We start from the raw sequence: 18165 nt of genomic DNA, 5'->3' as shown, positions 1-18165 counted from the left end.
CTCGCCTCAGTGCTCGGCGGGCTCGGCCGGGACCAGCGACTGACCGATACCGGCCAGGAGCTCGCCGAACCACTCGGTGTGCACGTCGAACGCCTTGCCGCCGGCGATGCGCGGGAACGCGATCGCCTTGAGCCTGTCCTCGTCCTCCTCGTCGTGACCGATGACGCCGGGCTCCCCGCGCAGGGCGCACTCGACGGCGAGGTCGGTCATGGACTTGATGAGGCGCAGGTCCTCGGCGTTCGCGGCCGCGGCGCGCGAGTAGTAGCCGGACTTCTGGACCATGACCTTCTCGGCGCCGAGCTTCTCGGCGAACTGCTGCGCGAACCACTGGCCCGGGTTGATCGTGTCGAGCTTGACGTGACCGAACGGGTCGCGCTGGACCTCCTCGCCGGCGGCCTCGAGCTGCGCGACGATCTCGTGCATGCCCGCGCCCTCGGACAGGAAGATGTTGACGTTGCCCTGCGCGTCCATGATCGCCTTGAGCCGCTCGGCCTCACCGTCGATGTCGATGGCGAGCTCGGGCAGGAAGACGGCGTGCACGTCCCAGCGCTCCCGGGTGAGGCCCAGGGCGGGGGCGAACTCCTGGGCGTCGAGCCACCGGCGGTACTCCTTGGCCGCCGCGGCGGTCAGCCAGCCGCAGTGGCGCCCCATGACCTCGTGCACGATGAGCATGCGCGGGCCGGAGCGGTGCTCGCCGATGACGTTCGCGGCGAACCCGGCGGCCTCCTCGGCCGCGGTCCACGCGCCGAGCGACTGCTTGATCGGCACCACGTCGTTGTCGATGGTCTTGGGCAGGCCGACGACCGTGAGCTCGTAGTCGTTCTCGTGCAGGTAGGCGGCGAGGTCCGCGGCGGTGGTGTTGGTGTCGTCGCCGCCGATGGTGTGCAGCACGTCCACGCCGTCGGCCTTGAGCTGCTCCGCGGCGACGTGCAGCGGGTCCTGGCCCTCGGCCACGAGGCCCCGCTTGACGCAGTCGGCGGCGTTGGTGAGCTTGACGCGCGAGTTGCCGATGGGCGAGCCGCCGAAGCGGTGCAGGATGCCGGCCTGGCGACGCGCCTCGGCACCGATCTCGATCTTCGTCCCGGTCAGCAAGCCGTGGTAGCCGTACTGGTAGGCGATGATCTCGATCGACGGGTCGAGCTCGGTGTAGCGCTCGATGAGGCCTCCGACCGCGGAGGACAGGCACGGTGCGAAACCACCGGCGGTCAGCAGGGCCACACGACGGACCGACATGAGGGGCTACCTCTCGTTGGGGGGATGAACGGTGCCTCCCATCCTAGGAGGCACCGCGGCGCCACGGGACGGCGTCTCAGTGCTCGGGTCGCTCGGGCGGCTCGGGCGCGGCGGGGGCACTCGCCTGGCCGCGGTCCGACGACGGCGAGCCGGGGGCCGCGTCGACGGGGATGCCCTGGGCGATCCGTGCCTTGGCCGTGGCCGCGTACACGTCGACGTACTCCTGCTCGCTGAGGCGCAGGATCGCGTACATGATCTCGTCGGTCACCGCCCGCAGCACGAAGCGGTCGGACTCCATGCCCCGGTAGCGCGAGAAGTCCAGGGGCTCGCCCAGCACGACGCCGATGGGCATCGGCTTGGGCACGGCACGTCCCAGCGGCTGCGCGACGTCGGTGCCGACCATCGCGACCGGCACCACGGGTGCCCCGGACTCCAGCGCCAGACGGGCCACGCCCGTCTTGCCCCGGTACAGCCGGCCGTCGGGGCTCCGGGTGCCCTCGGGGTAGATCCCGAACAGGTCACCCTCCGACAGGACCCGCAGGCCGGTGCGCAGCGCGGCCTCGCTGGCCTTGCCGCCGGACCGGTCCACGGGGATCGTCCCGACGCCGCGCATGAACCCGGCCACCAGCCGGCCGCGGAGCCCGCGCCCCGTGAAGTAGTCGGACTTGCCGAGGAACTTCACCTGGCGGTCCAGGACGAGGGGCAGCACGAACGAGTCGATGACCGCGAGGTGGTTGCTCGCCAGGATCGCGCCGCCATCGCTGGGCACGTTCTCGACGCCCTTGGTCCAGGGCCGGAAGGCGAGCCGGAGCCAGGGCCCGGCCAGCAGGTGCTTCATCACCCAGTAGAACAACGGTCCTCCTCGCGGCGTCGCGGACGACAATAGAGTGTTCCCATGGCCTCACCGAACCGGGACGCTGATCCTGACGACCTGCCGGACGCCGACGTCGATGCCCGCTGGTCCGACATCGTCGCACGTCTGGGCGACGTCGAGGAGGCCGGGCGTGCGGCCCCGGACGCCATGACGACGACGGACCCGGAGCGGGACGCCGTCGCACCGCGGTCGCAGCGGGACCTGCCGCAGCCCTCGGGTCCGCGCGACTGGCCCACGACTCCGGAGGTGGAGGCGCTCGAGGAGGCCGGGTCCCACTTCGTCCCGCCCGAGCCCGAGCCGGTGGCCCACCGGGACCCGATGCTCACGCTGGCCTGGACCGTGGCCGTGGCGATGCCCGTGCTGGCCGTGCTGTGGGTCGTCGTGCGGGCGGCCCTGCCGGGGCTGTCGGTGCCGGGATGGCTGGGACCGGCGTGCGGCGGCGCGTTCGTGGCGGCGCTGGCCGTCCTCGTCTGGCGGATGCCGCACCGCCGTGACCCGGAGGACCACGACCCCGGCGCCGTCGTGTGACGGGCGGGGCGCTCGGCCGACACCGGACGGCAGCCGCCCGGGACGGCCCGCCTCGTGCCGGCCGCCGGTGCGTCGTGCGCCGTCACCGGGCGGGGCCTCAGCGACGGGCGAGGTCCGCGGCGCCCACGATCCCCGCCTCGTTGCCCTGCTGGGCGAGCTCGATCTGCGCGACGGGTCGGTGCCCCAGCGCCGAGAGCTGCGCCTCGTAGGCTTTACGCACCGGCTGCAGCAGCAGGTCCCCGGCGGCGCCGACGCCACCGCCGATGACGAAGAGCTCGGGGTCCAGCAGCGCCGCCACCGACGCCGCTCCCTCCCCGATCCACCGGCCCAGCGTGGCCAGCAGCTCGACCGCCAGGGCGTCGCCCTCCTGGGCGGCCCGGGTCACGTCCGGACCGGTGATGGCCTCACCGTCGCCGCCGGCGAGCTCGACGAGCCGGACCGCGCGGTCCGGCGTCGCGATCGCGGCCTGCCGCGCGTCCCGGACCAGCGCCGAGCCGGAGGCGTACTGCTCCCAGCAGCCCTCGTGCCCGCAGCCGCAGTAGTGGCCGCCGGGGACCACCCGCATGTGCCCGACCTCGGCAGCGACGCCCCACTTGCCGCGCACCAGCTCACGGTCCACGACGACGGCGCCGCCGAGGCCGGTCCCCACCGTCAGCATGATCATGTCGGTCGCGGCCTGCGCGGCGCCGAACCGGAACTCGGCCCACCCGGCCGCGTTGGCGTCGTTCTCGACGACGACGGGGACGTCGAGGTCGACGAGCCCGCTCACGCGCTCGGCGAGCGGGTACTCCCGCCAGGCGATGTTCGGGGCGAAGAGCACCGAGGTGCGGTCCGGGCTCACGAACCCTGCGGCCGCCAGGCCGATGGCGCCGACCTCGTGCTCGGCGGCGAGCTCGGTGCACGCGTCGGCGATCGCGCGGTCGATGCTGGCGACGTCGTCGGGAGCGGTGTCGCGTCGGACCTTGGCCAGGATGTGGCCGGACTCGTCCACGACGCCGACGGCGATCTTCGTACCGCCGATGTCGACTCCGATGGCGTGCATGCGTCAGACCTCACGATCGCTCTCCGGGGGACGTCGAGCGGACCGGTCCGCCGCACCGACGACATGTGGGCGCGCGAGCGCACCGCAGGACAGCCTACCGACCTTCACGACCTGCGCACGCATCGTCCACCGGGCGGTGCTCGCTGGTCCGTGGCAGGCATGCGACCGGGTATCGTGACGCCCACCGACGAGCCCTGCCACTGGAGTCAGCATGGACGAGATCACCACCCCGCAGCTCGTGGAGCTGCCCGCCACGTCGAACCTCAACGACCTCCTCGCCGCCCGCGTGGACAAGGACCCCGGCGCGACCATCATGGAGCACGTCGTGGACGGCGCCTGGACGCCGGTCAGCGGCCGGGAGTTCGACGCACAGGTGGTGGCCGTGGCCAAGGGGCTCGTGGCCCGGGGCGTCCAGCCCGGGGACCCGGTCGGCATCATGTCGCACACCCGCTTCGAGTGGACCCTGCTCGACTTCGCCGCCTGGGCCGCGGGTGCCGTGCCGGTGCCGATCTACGAGACCTCCTCCCCCGAGCAGGTCGAGTGGATCGTCACGGACGCCCAGGTCACCCTCGTCGTCGCGGAGAACGCCGAGCTCGCCGCGATCGTCTCGGAGGTGGCCCGCACGGCGCCGTCCCTGCAGACGGTGCTCACCCTCGACGACGGCGCGATCGCGGACCTCACCGCCGCCGGCGCCGAGGTGGACGACTCCGAGATCGAGCGTCGCCGTCACCTCGCGGGGCTCGACGACGTCGCCACGATCATCTACACGTCGGGCACCACCGGACGGCCCAAGGGCGCGGAGCTGACCCACGGCAACTTCGCCTCGCTGGCGACCAACGCCGTCGCCGCCGTCCCCGAGGTGTTCGCCGCGGGTGGGCGCACGCTGCTCTTCCTGCCGCTCGCGCACGTCTTCGCCCGCTTCATCGAGGTGCTCGCCGTCGCCGGCGGCAGCGTGCTCGGCCACTGGGCGGAGGTCAAGACGGTCACCGAGGGTCTGGGGGCCTTCAAGCCGACCTTCGTGCTCGCCGTGCCGCGCGTGTTCGAGAAGGTCTACAACTCGGCCGAGCAGAAGGCCGCCGCCGGGGGCAAGCTGCGGATCTTCCAGTGGGCGGCCGCGACGGCCATCGCCTGGTCCCGCGCCCAGGACACCGGCGGCGCGTCCCTCTGGCTGACCGTCCAGCACCAGGTGGCCCGCCGGCTGGTCTACACCAAGCTCCTCGCGGCCCTCGGGGGCGACGCGCGATACGCAGTCTCAGGCGGCGGCCCGCTCGGCGAGCGGCTGGGGCACTTCTTCCGCGGGATCGGGCTGACCATCCTCGAGGGGTACGGCCTGACCGAGACGACGGCGCCGACCAGCGTCAACCGCCCGGCCTCGAACCGCATCGGCACGGTCGGCACCCAGCTGCCGGGCTGCGGCGTGAAGATCGCCGAGGACGGCGAGATCCTGCTGCGCGGCGTGCACGTCTTCCGCGGGTATCGCGGCAACGCGGAGGCGACGGCGGAGGCGTTCGACGGCGAGTGGTTCCGCACCGGGGATCTCGGCACGCTCGACGACGACGGCTACCTGTCGATCACCGGGCGCAAGAAGGAGATCATCGTGACCGCCGGCGGCAAGAACGTCGCGCCGGCGATGCTCGAGGACCGCATCCGCGCCCACGCCCTGGTGAGCCAGTGCGTCGTCGTGGGTGACAACCGTCCGTTCATCGGCGCGCTCATCTCCCTCGACCCCGAGGGTCTGCCGGGCTGGTGCTCGATGCACGACAAGCCCGAGCTGACCGTGGAGCAGGCGGCGTCCGACCCCGACGTCCTCGCCGCCCTCGACGCCGCCGTGACGCGGGCGAACGACGCCGTCTCGCGCGCCGAGTCGATCCGGAAGTTCTCCCTGCTGCCGGAGGACCTCACGGTCGAGAACGGCTACCTCACGCCGTCGCTGAAGGTGAAGCGGTCGTTGGTGCTCGCCGACTACGGCGAGGAGATCGACGCGCTGTACGTCGACACGCGGGAGCAGTCCCCCGCCTGATCGCTGTCGGTGGCGGGGGCTACGGTCCCCGCCATGGCGATCGCACCAGCACCGGAGCACGTCGGCCGGGCCGTCCAACCGTCGTTCGCGGACCTCGGCACCTCGCTGCGCGACGTCACGTTCGTGGTGGTCGACCTCGAGACCACCGGCTCGAGGGCGAGCGACGCGGGCATCACGGAGATCGGCGCCGTCAAGGTCCGCGGTGGTGAGGTGCTCGGCGAGTTCCAGTCGTTGGTCGACCCGGGGCGCCCCGTCCCGGCGTTCGTCGCCCGTCTCACGGGCATCACGACGGCGATGGTCGCCACCGCCCCCGGCATCGAGCTGGTCCTGCCCAGCTTCCTGGAGTTCGCCCGGGACACCGTGCTGGTCGCGCACAACGCCCCGTTCGACGTCGGGTTCCTGCGGGCGGCCTGCGAGTCCCTCGACTACGACTGGCCCGGTTTCGCCGTCGTCGACACCCTGCCCCTGGCCCGCCGCGTGGTCACCCGCGACGAGGCACGCAACCACAAGCTGGCCACCCTGGCCGCGCTGTTCCGCGCCACGACGTCTCCCGAGCACCGGGCCCTGGCCGACGCCCGGGCCACGGTGGACGTGCTCCACGGCCTGCTCGAACGTCTCGCCCCGCTCGGTGTCACGCACCTGGAGGACCTGGCCACGGCGGCGGACCCGGTGCCGGCCGACGTGCGGCGCAAGGCTCCCCTGGCCGACGCCCTGCCCCAGGCGCCCGGCGTCTATATGTTCCGCGGTCCGGAGGACGAGGTGCTCTACGTCGGCACGTCGACCAACATCCGTAAGCGGGTGCGGTCGTACTTCACCGCGGCCGAGAAGCGCCGGCGCATCACCGAGATGGTCCGGATCGCCCACGTCGTGACCCCGGTGGTCTGCTCGACACCGCTGGAGGCCCAGGTACGCGAGCTGCGCCTGATCGCCGAGCACTCCCCCCGCTACAACCGCCGGTCCAAGCATCCGGAGCGGCAGAGCTGGGTGCGTCTTACCGACGAGCCCTACCCGCGGCTCTCCGTGGTCTCCGAGGTGCGCGGCGACGTCCCGCACATCGGCCCGTTCGGTTCCCGCCGCACGGCCCAGGACGCCGTCGCCGCACTCCACGACGCCCTGCCGCTGCGTCAGTGCACCCAGCGGCTGCCGGTGGTGCCGACGGCGCCGCGCAGCCCGTGCGCGCTGGCCGGGCTGGGGCGGTGCTCCGCACCGTGCACCGCGACCGACGGACCCGACGCGCAGTACGCCGACGTGGCGTCCGCCGCGACGGACGCGCTCACCGGCGACCCGTCCGGCGTCGTCGGCGCCCTGGCCGCTCGGGTGGCCCGCCTGGCCGCCCAGGAGCGCTACGAGGAGGCGGGGCAGGTCACCGCGCGGCTGCGGGCTTTCGTCCGGGCCGCCGCCCGTGCGCAGCGCCTGGACCCCCTCAGCCGGTGCGCCGAGCTGGTGGCCGCACGCCGGACGACGTCGGGCGGCTGGGAGATCGTCGTCGTCCGCCACGCACGGCTGGCGGCGACGGCGGTCGCCGGACCCGACGACGACCCGCTGGCCGCGGTCGAGGCGCTGCGGGCCACGGCAGAGGACGTGCCGCCACCCGCTCCCCCGGCCCCGGCGTGCCACCCGGAGGAGGCGGCGCTGGTCCTCGACTGGCTGGAGCAGCCCGGCGTCCGCCTCGTGCACGCCTCGCACCCGTGGACCTGCCCGGTGCGGTCCGCCGTGGCCCACGCCGACCTGGACGACGTCGCCGCGAGCGTCTCGTCGGCGATCTCGGGCGCGGCGGAGCACGGCGCCGATACGATGGCGCCATGCTGACCTCGATCGTGCTCATCGACACCGCTGCCGACCGCATCCCGGAGGTCGCCGCGCAGATCACGGACCTGCGCGGGGTCAGCGAGGTCTACTCCGTGACGGGCAAGGCGGACCTGGTGGCGATGGTCAGGGTGCGCCGGCACGAGGACCTCGCCGAGGTGATCGCCGACGGGATCAGCAAGGTGCCCGGTGTTCTGCGCACGGAGACCCTCATCGCGTTCCGCACGTACTCCGCCGTCGATCTCGAGCAGGCGTTCGCCCTCGGTCTCGACGACTGACGGTCCGGTCCGCCGCCGGGCTCACGCCTGCGTCGCGGCGACCCAGCGCTCCAGGACGTCCGCGGCGGCGCCGTCGTCGACGCTGCGCGCCGCGTGGCCGAGGCCGGCTCCGAGCCGGTCCACGAGCGTCCCCTCGGCCGTGCCCGGCAGCGTGCCGTCGGCCACGAGCGCCGCGGCCGCGTTGAGGAGCACCGTCTCGCGCACCGGCCCACGCTCGGCCCCGGAGATCACGTCCCGGGCCACCTGGGCGTTGTGGGCGGCATCGCCGCCACGCAGCTCGTCGATCCCGGTGCGGCGCAGCCCCAGGTCGTGCGCCGCGTCGAAGCGCTCCTGGACGACCTCGCCGCCACGCACCTCCCACACCGTGGTCGGTCCGGTCGCGGCGAGCTCGTCGAGGCCGTCGTCACCACGGAAGACCAGCGCCCGGGTACCCCGCGCCGCGAACACCCCCGCCATCAGGGGGGCCATGCGGGCGTCCGCGCAACCGACGGCCGTCGCGCCCGGCTGGGCGGGGTTCGTCAACGGTCCCAGGAAGTTGAACGCCGTGGCGATCCCGAGGTCCCGCCGGGCGACGCCGGCGTGCCGCATGGACGGGTGGAACAGACCGGCGAAGCAGAACGTGATACCCACCTGCCCGGCGATCTCGGCGACGCGCTCGGCCGGCTGGTCCAGCCGTACGCCCAGGGCCTCCAGGACGTCCGCCGACCCCGACGACGACGACGCCGCACGGTTGCCGTGCTTGACGACGCGCAGCCCCGCACCGGCCACGACGACGGCGGCCATGGTCGAGATGTTGACGGTGTGGTGCCGGTCCCCGCCGGTGCCCACCAGGTCCACGGTGGGGCCCGGGACCTCGATGCGGGTGGCGTGGGCCAGCATGGCGTCGGCCAGACCGGTCAGCTCGGCCGCCGTCTCGCCCTTGGCCCGCAGCCCCACGAGGAACCCTGCGAGCCGGGTGGGCGGGACCTCCCCGGACATCACCTGGTCCATCGCCCACGAGGTCTCGTCCGCGGTCAGGTCGTGCCCGGCGACGAGCTCGGAGAGCACGCCGGGCCAGGTGGGAGCGGTCGGGGCGTCGATGGGCACGGCGATCCTCTTCGTGGTCTGTCTGGCCCCCGCGGTCAGACGACCTGCGGCAGCGCGTCGGCGATCGCGCTCTGCAGCGCGAGGGGGTCGAACGGTCGGGGGACGACCGCGTCGGCCAGCGACCATGATGCCAGCCATGCGTCGTCGGCCCGGCCGGTCAGGACGAGCACCGGCGGGCAGTCGTACACCTCGTTCTTGAGCTGGCGGCACAGTCCCATCCCACCGACCTTGTCCGCCTCGCCGTCGAGGACGAGCAGGTCGAACCGGCCCGTGGGCACCGCCGCGGTGACGGCCGGCGCGGTCGCGGCCTCGGTCCAGGCGATCGTCGGCGCGTCGGCGCCCAGGCGGGGTCCGACGGCGAGCCGCACCTGCTCGCGCACGGTGCGGTCGTCGCTGTACAGCAGCACACGGGGGCCGGTCGTCATCGAGCATCCCTTCGCAGACGTTTGCTGGCATCGTGGCACACCCGCGTCACCTCGGTCAGCCCGTCGACGTGGTCTTTTCGTGGCAGTCTTGTCGGATCCGTCACGAACTGCGGCGTCTGTGGCGCGATTCTGCAGATTCGGTGGTCACGATCTCCACCAAGTACCCCCTTCGAGTCCTCGAACCCGCCGCACGTCGGCCATAATGGCTGACGTGTCGACCGCAACGGCTGCAGCCCCCCACGCCCACCAGCACGTGACCGTCAACCGACCGAACACCGTGTCGGTCGGGACGATCGTGTGGCTCGCGAGCGAGCTGATGTTCTTCGCGGGCCTGTTCGCCATGTACTTCACGGTCCGATCCGTGCTGCCGGAGCAGGAGTGGGCGGCCGAGGCCGACCACGTCTCCCTGGTGTTCCCGATCATCAACACGACCGTGCTGGTCCTGTCGTCGTTCACCTGCCAGGCCGGGGTGTTCGCCGCCGAGCGGTTCCAGCCGGTGCGCACCGGCACCATCCTGCAGGTCCGCCAGTGGGGCATGAACGAGTGGATGACCCTGACCTACCTCATGGGCGCCTTCTTCATCTCCGGCCAGATCTTCGAGTACGCCGAGCTCGTCGAGCACGGGCTGACCATCTCCTCCAGCGCGTACGGTTCGGTCTTCTACCTGGCCACCGGCTTCCACGGCCTGCACGTGGTCGGCGGCCTCATCGCCTTCCTGTTCCTGCTCGGCCGGTCCTTCCGTGCCAAGCGCTTCACGCACCACGAGGTCACCACGGGTCTCGTGGTGTCCTACTACTGGCACTTCGTCGACATCGTGTGGATCTTCCTCTTCCTGGTGATCTACGTCCTGAAGTGAGCCCCCCGGTCGGCGCGGACGCCGGCCTCCTGCCCCTGCACCACACCATCCGCGAGACGAGGACATTTCCGTGAAGGCACTCGCCGCCCGCCGGCACCACCGGGCCGCCCCGGTCGTGCTGATGCTGCTGGCGCTGCTGGTCACGGGCGGCGTGTACGCCGTCCTGGCCCCGAGTCCGGCCACCGCCGACACCGCCAGCACAGCGAACGACGTACAGGAGGGCGAGCGGCTCTTCCAGGCCAACTGCGCCACGTGCCATGGCATGAACGCCGAGGGCACGTCGGAGGCGCCGTCCCTGGTGGGCGTCGGCGCCGCCGCGGTCGACTTCCAGGTCTCCACCGGCCGCATGCCGATGCAGGCGAACGGCCCGCAGGCCGCGCAGAAGCCGCGCCAGATGGACGAGGAGCAGACCGCCCAGCTCGCGGCCTACGTCGCCTCGCTCGGTGCCGGCCCGGCGATCCCCACCGACGAGCAGGTCGACGCCGAGCTCGGTGACGCCTCGTCCGGCGCGCTGCTGTTCCGCACGAACTGCGCGATGTGCCACAACGCCGTCGGTGCCGGCGGTGCGCTCTCGGAGGGCAAGTGGGCCCCGCCGCTGGACCAGGTCTCCGAGCGGAACATCTACCAGGCGATGCTGACCGGCCCGCAGTCGATGCCGGTCTTCAACGACGCCAACATCACCCCGGACGAGAAGCGCGACGTCATCGCCTACCTCGTCGAGCAGCGCGACGGTTCGGCCGGCGGCCTGACCCTCGGATCCCTCGGACCCGTCAGCGAAGGCCTGTGGGCATGGGTCGTCGGGCTCGGCCTGATGATCGGTGCTGCTGTGTGGATCGGAGCGAAGTCCTCGTGAGCGAGAACCAGAACCCCCAGCCCGGAAAGGACGTCACGACGTCCGGTGCCGCCGGGCACCCCGAGCGCTTCCCGGACCCGGGTGTCCCCGAGCACCGTCTGCGGCTGACCGACACGGACCCCGCGGCGAACAAGCGGACCGAACGGCTCATCGCCCTCATCTTCGGCATCTCGGCCGTCGGCGCCATCGCCTGCGTCATCGTGTACTTCGCCGTCCGCCCCGACGGCACGACGCAGGGCACCCGACTGTCGACGGTGCTGCTCGGCGTCACCATGGCGATCTCGCTGCTCGGCATCGGCATCGCCGCGATCCACTGGGCCAAGGCCCTCATGAGCGACCACGAGCACGTCGACGAGCGCCACACCCTGGCCAGCTCGCCCGAGGTCCGCGAGGTCGCCGTCCAGCACCTGACGGACGGCGTCGAGGACTCCGGCATCGCGCGTCGTGGCGTCCTCAAGGGCGCCGCGGTCTCCGCGCTCGCGCTCTTCCCGCTGACGTTCGCGGTGCCCCTGATCTCGAGCGTGGGCGGTGACTGGAACGTCTCGAAGTTTCGCCACACCATCTGGACGAGCGGCAAGCGCCTGGCGTACGACCCCACGGGCCGGCCCATCCGCGCGACCGACATGACGGTCGGCTCGGTGGCCCACGTGATCCCCGAGGAGTCCGAGGAGTACATGTCCTCGCACGAGTGGATCACCGAGAAGGCGAAGGCCGTCGTCCTGCTGGTGCGCCTCAACCCCGAGGACCTGAAGTCCGACCAGTCCCCGGCCGGCGAGACCTGGTCCTACGACGGAATCGTGGCATACTCGAAGATCTGTACCCACGTGGGCTGCCCGGTCGCCCTGTACGAGCAGCAGACCCACCACCTGCTGTGCCCGTGCCACCAGTCGACCTTTGACATGGCCGACGGCGCCAAGGTGGTCTTCGGCCCAGCAAACCGGCCCCTGCCGCAGCTGCCCATCACCGTCGACGACGAGGGATACCTGGTAGCCCAGGACGACTTCGCCGAACCGGTCGGACCGAGCTACTGGGAGCGACTGAAGTGAGCACCGAGACCACGGCGTCCAGCAACGACGCCCCCACCACGCGGGCCGGCAAGGCCGCGGACTACCTCGACCAGCGCACCAGCGTCGGGGTGGCCGTCAAGGAGTTCGCCCGCAAGGTCTTCCCCGACCACTGGTCGTTCATGCTCGGCGAGATGGCGCTCTTCTCCTTCGTCGTCCTGCTGCTGACCGGCGTCTTCCTGACGATGTTCTTCGACCCGTCGATGACGCTCGTCGAGTACCACAACGAGAACGGCCCGGCCACGATGCAGGGTCAGCTCATGTCGACGGCCTTCGCCTCCACGCTGGACCTCTCGTTCGACGTGCGCGGCGGCCTGCTCATGCGCCAGATCCACCACTGGGCCGCCCTGATCTTCATGGCGTCCATCGTGGTGCACATGATGCGCGTGTTCTTCACCGGTGCGTTCCGCAAGCCTCGTGAGATCAACTGGCTCGTCGGCACCGTGCTCCTCATCCTGGGTCTGGCCGCCGGCTTCTCCGGGTACTCGCTCCCGGACGACGTCCTGTCCGGCAACGGCCTGCGGATCACCGACGGTGTGATCAAGTCGCTCCCCGTGATCGGCTCGTACCTGTCGTACTTCGTCTTCGGCGGGGAGTTCCCGGGCGAGCACATCGTGCCGCGCCTCTTCACGGTGCACATCCTGCTCGTCCCCGCGCTGATCCTCGCCCTCATCGGCGTCCACCTGTTCCTCATGGTGCTGCACAAGCACACCCAGTACCCGGGCGGCGGCCGCACCGACAAGAACGTCGTCGGCTACCCGCTCTTCCCGGTGTACATCGCCAAGATGGGCGGCAACTTCTTCATCGTCTTCGGCGTCCTGGCCCTCATGGGTGCCACGATGGCGATCAACAACGTGTGGAACTACGGGCCGTACGACCCGTCCCCGGTCTCCGCCGGCGCCCAACCGGACTGGTACATGCTCTTCCTCGAGGGATCCCTGCGTCTGATGCCGGGTCAGGGGACGGAGTGGGTCGTCTTCGGCTACACCCTGTCGTGGAACATCCTCGTCCCGGCCGTGATCGTGCCCGGGATCCTGTTCACGTTCCTGTTCGTCTACCCGTTCCTCGAGGCCAAGGTGACCGGCGACAAGCGCGAGCACCACGTGCTGGACCGGCCCCGCAACGTGCCGACCCGCACGGGCCTCGGGGTCGCGTTCCTGACGGCGTTCATCATCCTGGCGCTCGCCGGGTCGAACGACCTCATCGCGACGCACTTCGGGTTGTCGATCAACGAGATCACCTGGGTCTTCCGCGTGCTGATCTTCCTCGGACCGATCTTTGCCTTCTGGGTCACGAAGCGCCTATGCCTGTCGTTGCAGCGCAAGGACCGCGAGCTGGTCCTGCACGGCCACGAGACGGGTCGCATCGTGCGGTTCGCCAACGGTGAGTACATCGAGGTGCACCGTCCCCTCGACGAGCAGGAGCGCTGGCTGCGCGTCAACTACGACGCGCACCGGCCGCTGGAGATCGAGCCGGCCACCGACGCCCGCGGGGTGAAGCGGCCCGGCTACAAGAAGGACAAGCGCTGGCAGAAGGTCTCGCAGTTCTTCTTCGAGGACCGCGTCGAGCCCGTGACGCCGGCCGAGCTGGCCGCCGCGCACGCGCACGGCGAGCACGACGAGCTGTCGCCCGCAAGCTCCCCCGCTGAGGTGACCACGGGGGCGAAGAACGTCGAGCGGGAGCACTGAGACTCCTGCCGGGACAGTACGAGGACCCGCGCACCACGCGCCCGCTCCGGCGGTGGTGGTGCGCGGGTCCTCGTCTATCCTGACCAGGTGGGTCCTCGACCCACTGCATCGGTTCGACGACACGACGCCGCTCACCCGTCGATGGTGCGCGGCCCGAACTGGAAGGTACATGAGCATGGCTGTCTACACGCTGCCTGACCTGCCCTACGACTACAGCGCGCTCGAGCCGCACATCAGCGGCAAGATCATGGAGCTCCACCACGACAAGCACCACGCCACCTACGTGGCCGGTGCGAACACGGCCCTCGACAAGCTGGCCGAGGCGCGCGAGTCGGGCGACCTGGCGGCCGTGAACCTGCACGAGAAGAACCTCGCGTTCAACCTCGGCGGGCACACCAACCACACGGTGTTCTGGAACAACCTCTCCCCCGAGGGCGGTGGCGAGCCGGAGGGCGAGCTGGCCGAGGCGATCAAGGACCAGTTCGGATCCTTCGCCGCGTTCCAGGCGCACTTCACCGCGACCGCGACCGGGATCCAGGGTTCCGGGTGGTCCGTGCTCGGCTGGGACTCCATCGGTCAGCGGCTGGCCATCTTCCAGCTGTTCGACCAGCAGGCGAACGTGCCCGTCGGCATCACGCCGCTGCTCATGCTCGACATGTGGGAGCACGCGTTCTACCTCGACTACCTGAACGTCAAGGCCGACTACGTCAAGGCGTTCTGGAACATCGCCAACTGGCAGGACGTCGCCGCGCGGCTGGACCGCGCCCGGACGGCCACGGCCGGTCTCATCGTCCCCGCCTGAGCTCCGGCTCGACGCACGAGGACGTCGAGAGCCCCGCACGCAGCTGCGTGCGGGGCTCTCGCGCTTCTGTCCCCCAGCGCACCGCGGGGTAGGCCAGCGCACCGCGGGGTAGGCCAGCGCGTGGTGACGTAGCCCTGCCCCCGACGTGGAGGCCGAGGGTGGGAGGAGAGCCGTGCCCTGCCCGACCTACCCGGAGAGCCCTTCTGCCTACCTCAACGGATCGTGGCCTACCTCGGCGGAGGGTGGCCTACCTCGCGGGTCTGCGGGGCGCGTGGTCCTCGTGAGCGGTGACGGCGAAGGCCCGCACCCTCCGGAGAGGATGCGGGCCTGTGCGGACCGGAGACGTTGTGCTCAGTGCGCGTGCTGGCCCCGGCTGTACTCGAAGACCCAGCCGACGAGCCCGACGATGCCGATGATCACGGCGATGTAGAGGACCCACCAGCCGACGGCGAGGGACAGGAACGCGGCCGCCGCGGCGGCCCCGATGACGAGCGGCCACCAGGACCACGGCGCGTACACGCCCTGGTCACCGGCGCCCTGCGCGATCTCGGCGTTCTCGTCGTCCTCGGGACGGGGGTCGGTGTGCTTGGCCTGGACCACCAGGTAGGCGCCGATCATCGCCATGAGCGCCCCGACGAGCGGGATGCCCAGATATCCGACGGGCTCGGTGAACCCGGTCATCAAGCCATAGATCACGCCGACGACGACGAAGAACGGCGCCAGCCAGACGAACAGCCGGATCTCGACCTTCACTTGGTCTCCTCCTCGTCGTCCTGCGGACGCTCGGCGTCGATCACCGCGGTGGTCGACTGCTGCTTCTCGGGGTAGTCCTGCATGCTGAGCTCCTCGACGTGCTCAGCCTGGCCGGTGCGGTCGGCGCCGCCGTACACCTGCTCCAGCGGACCGTTGTTACCGTGCGTGTCCTCCATCGCGGCAACCTCCGGGTGGTGCAGGTCGAAGGCCGGCGACTCGGAGCGGATGCGGGGCAGCGACGTGAAGTTGTGGCGCGGCGGCGGGCACGAGGTGGCCCACTCGAGCGACCGACCGTAGCCCCAGGGGTCGTCGACCTGGACCTTGGGGGCGTTCCGCCACGTCACGTAGACGTTCCAGAGGAACGGCAGGGTGGACGCGGCCAGGATGAACGCTCCGACCGTCGACAGCCGGTTCTCCCAGGTGAAGCCCTCACCCGGCATGTAGTCGGCGTACCGGCGTGCCATGCCCTCGACACCCAGCCAGTGCTGGATGAGGAACGTCATGTGGAAGCCGATGAACAGCAGCCAGAAGTGGAGCTTGCCGAGTCGTTCGTTGAGCATCCGCCCGGTGAACTTGGGCCACCAGAAGTAGAAGCCGGCGAACATCGCGAAGACCACGGTGCCGAACACGACGTAGTGGAAGTGGGCCACGACGAAGTAGGAGTCCGACAGGGAGAAGTCGAGCGCCGGGCTCGAGAGGATGATGCCCGTCAGACCACCGAACAGGAAGGTCACGAGGAATCCGATCGACCAGAGCATCGGCGTCTCGAAGGTGAGCTTGCCTCGCCACATCGTGCCGATCCAGTTGAAGAACTTCACACCGGTCGGGATGGCGATGAGCATCGTCATGAAGGCGAAGAACGGCAGCAGCACGGCACCCGTCACGTACATGTGGTGGGCCCACACCGTCACGGAGAGCGCGGCGATGGCGATCGTGGCGTAGATCAGGCCCTTGTAGCCGAAGATCGGCTTGCGGCTGAACACCGGGAAGATCTCCGAGACGATGCCGAAGAACGGCAGCGCGATGATGTAGACCTCGGGGTGGCCGAAGAACCAGAACAGGTGCTGCCACAGGACCGCGCCGCCGTTGTCCGGGTTGAACACCTGGGCGTTGAAGCGGCGGTCGGCGCCGAGCGCGAAGAGTGCGGAGGCCAGCGGCGGGAAGGCCATCAGCACGAGCAGGCTGGTGACGAGCGTGTTCCACGTGAAGATCGGCATCCGGAACATGGTCATGCCCGGTGCGCGCATGCAGATGATGGTGGTGATGAAGTTGACGCCACCGAGGATCGTGCCGAAGCCCGCCAGCGCCAGGCCGAACACCCAGAGATCTCCCCCGAGCCCTGGACTGAACGTGGTGTTCGACAACGGGGCGTAGGCGAACCAGCCGAACGAGGCCGCGCCCTGCGGCGTGAAGAACCCGGCCGCGGCGATGAGGCCACCGAACAGGAACAGCCAGAAGGCGAACATGTTCAGCCGGGGGAAGGCGACGTCGGGTGCGCCGATCTGCAGCGGCATGATGACGTTGGCGAACCCGGCGAACAGCGGCGTCGCGAAGAGCAGCAGCATGATCGTGCCGTGCATCGTGAAGAGCTGGTTGTACTGCTCCTTGCTCTGCACGATCTGGATGCCGGGCGAGAACAGCTCGGCGCGGATCAGCAGCGCCAGGATGCCCCCCACGGCGAACCAAAAGAACGACGTGATGAGGTACATGTACCCGATCGTCTTGTGGTCCGTGGAGGTGATCCACTTGACGATCGTGCGGCCCAGCGTCTGCCGCCCGGGTCGCAGCCCGGGGACGGTCTCGGCGCCGTAGGCGGTCTCGGTGGTGGCCATCAGCCCTCGACCTCCGGAGTAGTTTGCTCGATGCTGGACTCGCCGTGCTGCTGACGGTTCAGGTCGAGGCCGAGCTGACCCGTCTGCCCCTTGGCCGCCAGCGCGTCCATCTGCGCGTCGTACTCGGCGCGGTCGACGACCTTGACGTTGAAGAGCATCCCCGAGTGGTACTCACCGCACAGCTCTGCGCACTTGCCGGCGTAGGTGCCCTCGCGCTCGGGGACGACCTGGAAGGTGTTCGTCTTACCCGGGATGGTGTCCAGCTTGAACAGGAAGGCGGGGATCCAGAACGAGTGGATGACGTCGCGTGAGTCGAGCGTGAACTCGACGCGCTCACCGACCGGCAGGTAGAGGGTCGGCAGGTCCTTCGAGGTGCCGACGGCTCCGTCGACCTCGTCCTCCTCGGTGACCGATCCCGGCTCGAGCAGCTGCTGGCCGGTCTCGTAGACGTCCTCGTCGAGGTAGTTGAAGTCCCAGCTCCACTGCTTGCCGATGACCTGGATGTTCACGTCCGGCTCGGCGCTCGTGTCCATGATCTCGCCCATGTCGCGGTTCGTGTAGAAGAACAGCACCAGCACCATGAGCGTCGGCACGATGGTGTACATGATCTCGAGCGGCATGTGGTAGCGCGTCTGGACCGGCAGGCGGTCGTCGTCGCGGCGCTTGCGGTAGGCGGCGACGCACCACAGCATCAGACCCCAGGTGACGACGCCGACCGCCAGGGCGGCGATCCAGGAACCGACCCAGAGGTCGGTGATCCGACCGGTGTGGTTGGTCACCTCGCCGTCCGAGTAGCCGGGCAGGTATCCGCGCTGGGCGACGTCGCTGGCGCAGCCCGTGGCGAGGGCCGCTACCGCGACCGCCAGCGCCGTCGCGCGCAGCACCGGTGCCCGCCGGGTGCGGGGGGAGCTCTTCGAGTGCAAGGGAGGCCTTTCACGTCTCGTCCGACCGGTCGCCCCGGGGTGGGGGCGCACCTGTAGGACATTCGTCCTCGATGAGAGCAGCCTAGCGTGACCTTCACGCTT

At 70.6% G+C, this 18165-nt stretch carries 17 protein-coding genes; 9 read left to right on the top strand and 8 right to left on the bottom strand.

Annotated features, from left to right (window positions below):
• Nucleotides 1-6 precede the first annotated feature (6 nt).
• Both ACIQLL_RS07055 and ACIQLL_RS07050 read right to left on the bottom strand, forming a co-directional pair.
• The gene (locus ACIQLL_RS07055; RefSeq protein ID WP_402464782.1) at nt 7-1233 is read right to left on the bottom strand and encodes a pyrophosphate--fructose-6-phosphate 1-phosphotransferase; all 1227 of its coding nucleotides are present in this window, start codon (nt 1231-1233) and stop codon (nt 7-9) included.
• A 76-nt stretch (nt 1234-1309) separates the two neighbouring features.
• Complete coding sequence (locus ACIQLL_RS07050) at nt 1310-2086, bottom strand: lysophospholipid acyltransferase family protein (protein ID WP_402464780.1); 777 nt, start codon at nt 2084-2086, stop codon at nt 1310-1312.
• 42 nt (nt 2087-2128) lie between these two features.
• Here ACIQLL_RS07050 and ACIQLL_RS07045 point away from each other — a divergent pair, with 42 nt between their 5' ends.
• Nucleotides 2129-2635, top strand: coding sequence for a hypothetical protein (locus ACIQLL_RS07045; RefSeq protein WP_402464778.1), 507 nt, complete (start codon nt 2129-2131; stop codon nt 2633-2635).
• A gap of 97 nt (nt 2636-2732) precedes the next feature.
• On the opposite strand, the gene ACIQLL_RS07040 is transcribed toward ACIQLL_RS07045, so the two are convergent.
• Complete coding sequence (locus ACIQLL_RS07040) at nt 2733-3677, bottom strand: ROK family glucokinase (protein ID WP_402464776.1); 945 nt, start codon at nt 3675-3677, stop codon at nt 2733-2735.
• 211 nt (nt 3678-3888) lie between these two features.
• Between ACIQLL_RS07040 and ACIQLL_RS07035 the strand changes: the two genes are divergently transcribed.
• Genes ACIQLL_RS07035 through ACIQLL_RS07025 form a run of 3 tightly spaced genes read left to right on the top strand, consistent with a single transcriptional unit; the run spans nt 3889 to nt 7781 of the window.
• Entirely contained in the window at nt 3889-5697 is a 1809-nt protein-coding gene (locus ACIQLL_RS07035) for an AMP-dependent synthetase/ligase (protein ID WP_402464774.1), read from the top strand.
• A gap of 33 nt (nt 5698-5730) precedes the next feature.
• Entirely contained in the window at nt 5731-7506 is a 1776-nt protein-coding gene (locus ACIQLL_RS07030; RefSeq protein ID WP_402464772.1) for a DEDD exonuclease domain-containing protein, read from the top strand.
• The gene (locus tag ACIQLL_RS07025) at nt 7500-7781 is read left to right on the top strand and encodes an Lrp/AsnC family transcriptional regulator (RefSeq protein ID WP_402464770.1); all 282 of its coding nucleotides are present in this window, start codon (nt 7500-7502) and stop codon (nt 7779-7781) included. The genes ACIQLL_RS07030 and ACIQLL_RS07025 overlap by 7 nt, the downstream gene beginning before the upstream one ends.
• A gap of 21 nt (nt 7782-7802) precedes the next feature.
• Here the strand turns inward: ACIQLL_RS07025 and trpD are convergent, their stop codons facing one another.
• Nucleotides 7803-8861 (bottom strand): anthranilate phosphoribosyltransferase, encoded by a 1059-nt coding sequence (gene trpD, locus ACIQLL_RS07020; protein WP_402466245.1) that lies wholly within the window; start codon nt 8859-8861, stop codon nt 7803-7805.
• Nucleotides 8862-8902: 41 nt separating this feature from the next.
• Complete coding sequence (locus ACIQLL_RS07015) at nt 8903-9292, bottom strand: response regulator (RefSeq protein WP_402464768.1); 390 nt, start codon at nt 9290-9292, stop codon at nt 8903-8905.
• Between the two features lie 202 nt (nt 9293-9494).
• Between ACIQLL_RS07015 and ctaE the strand changes: the two genes are divergently transcribed.
• The 5 genes from ctaE (at nt 9495) to ACIQLL_RS06990 (ending at nt 14555) form a co-directional block, all read left to right on the top strand.
• Nucleotides 9495-10148, top strand: coding sequence for an aa3-type cytochrome oxidase subunit III (gene ctaE, locus ACIQLL_RS07010; protein ID WP_402464766.1), 654 nt, complete (start codon nt 9495-9497; stop codon nt 10146-10148).
• Between the two features lie 70 nt (nt 10149-10218).
• Complete coding sequence (gene qcrC / locus ACIQLL_RS07005; protein ID WP_402464764.1) at nt 10219-11001, top strand: cytochrome bc1 complex diheme cytochrome c subunit; 783 nt, start codon at nt 10219-10221, stop codon at nt 10999-11001.
• Nucleotides 10998-12047: a cytochrome bc1 complex Rieske iron-sulfur subunit gene (gene qcrA, locus ACIQLL_RS07000; protein ID WP_402464762.1), complete on the top strand. Its 1050-nt coding sequence runs from the start codon at nt 10998-11000 to the stop codon at nt 12045-12047. The genes qcrC and qcrA overlap by 4 nt, the downstream gene beginning before the upstream one ends.
• Nucleotides 12044-13753 carry a cytochrome bc1 complex cytochrome b subunit gene (gene qcrB, locus ACIQLL_RS06995; RefSeq protein ID WP_402464760.1) on the top strand — a complete coding sequence of 570 codons (1710 nt, stop codon included), beginning with the start codon at nt 12044-12046 and terminating at the stop codon, nt 13751-13753. Before qcrA ends, qcrB begins: the two co-directional genes overlap by 4 nt.
• A 175-nt stretch (nt 13754-13928) precedes the next feature.
• Entirely contained in the window at nt 13929-14555 is a 627-nt protein-coding gene (locus ACIQLL_RS06990) for a superoxide dismutase (protein ID WP_402464758.1), read from the top strand.
• A gap of 351 nt (nt 14556-14906) precedes the next feature.
• Here ACIQLL_RS06990 and ACIQLL_RS06985 read toward each other — a convergent pair whose 3' ends face one another.
• The 3 genes from ACIQLL_RS06985 to ctaC are packed head-to-tail and all read right to left on the bottom strand — an operon-like array spanning nt 14907 to nt 18063.
• Complete coding sequence (locus ACIQLL_RS06985; protein WP_402464756.1) at nt 14907-15308, bottom strand: cytochrome c oxidase subunit 4; 402 nt, start codon at nt 15306-15308, stop codon at nt 14907-14909.
• Nucleotides 15305-17140, bottom strand: a complete 1836-nt coding sequence (gene ctaD / locus ACIQLL_RS06980) for an aa3-type cytochrome oxidase subunit I (RefSeq protein ID WP_402464754.1) — start codon at nt 17138-17140, stop codon at nt 15305-15307. Before ctaD ends, ACIQLL_RS06985 begins: the two co-directional genes overlap by 4 nt.
• Entirely contained in the window at nt 17140-18063 is a 924-nt protein-coding gene (gene ctaC / locus ACIQLL_RS06975) for an aa3-type cytochrome oxidase subunit II (RefSeq protein WP_402464752.1), read from the bottom strand. Before ctaC ends, ctaD begins: the two co-directional genes overlap by 1 nt.
• Nucleotides 18064-18165: the final 102 nt, after the last annotated feature.

Origin of the sequence: Isoptericola aurantiacus, assembly GCF_044769875.1 — a bacterium.
Taxonomy (GTDB): domain Bacteria; phylum Actinomycetota; class Actinomycetes; order Actinomycetales; family Cellulomonadaceae; genus Isoptericola; species Isoptericola aurantiacus.
Note: the sequence above shows the minus strand (reverse complement) of the source record. Positions and strands in the feature narration are given on the sequence as shown.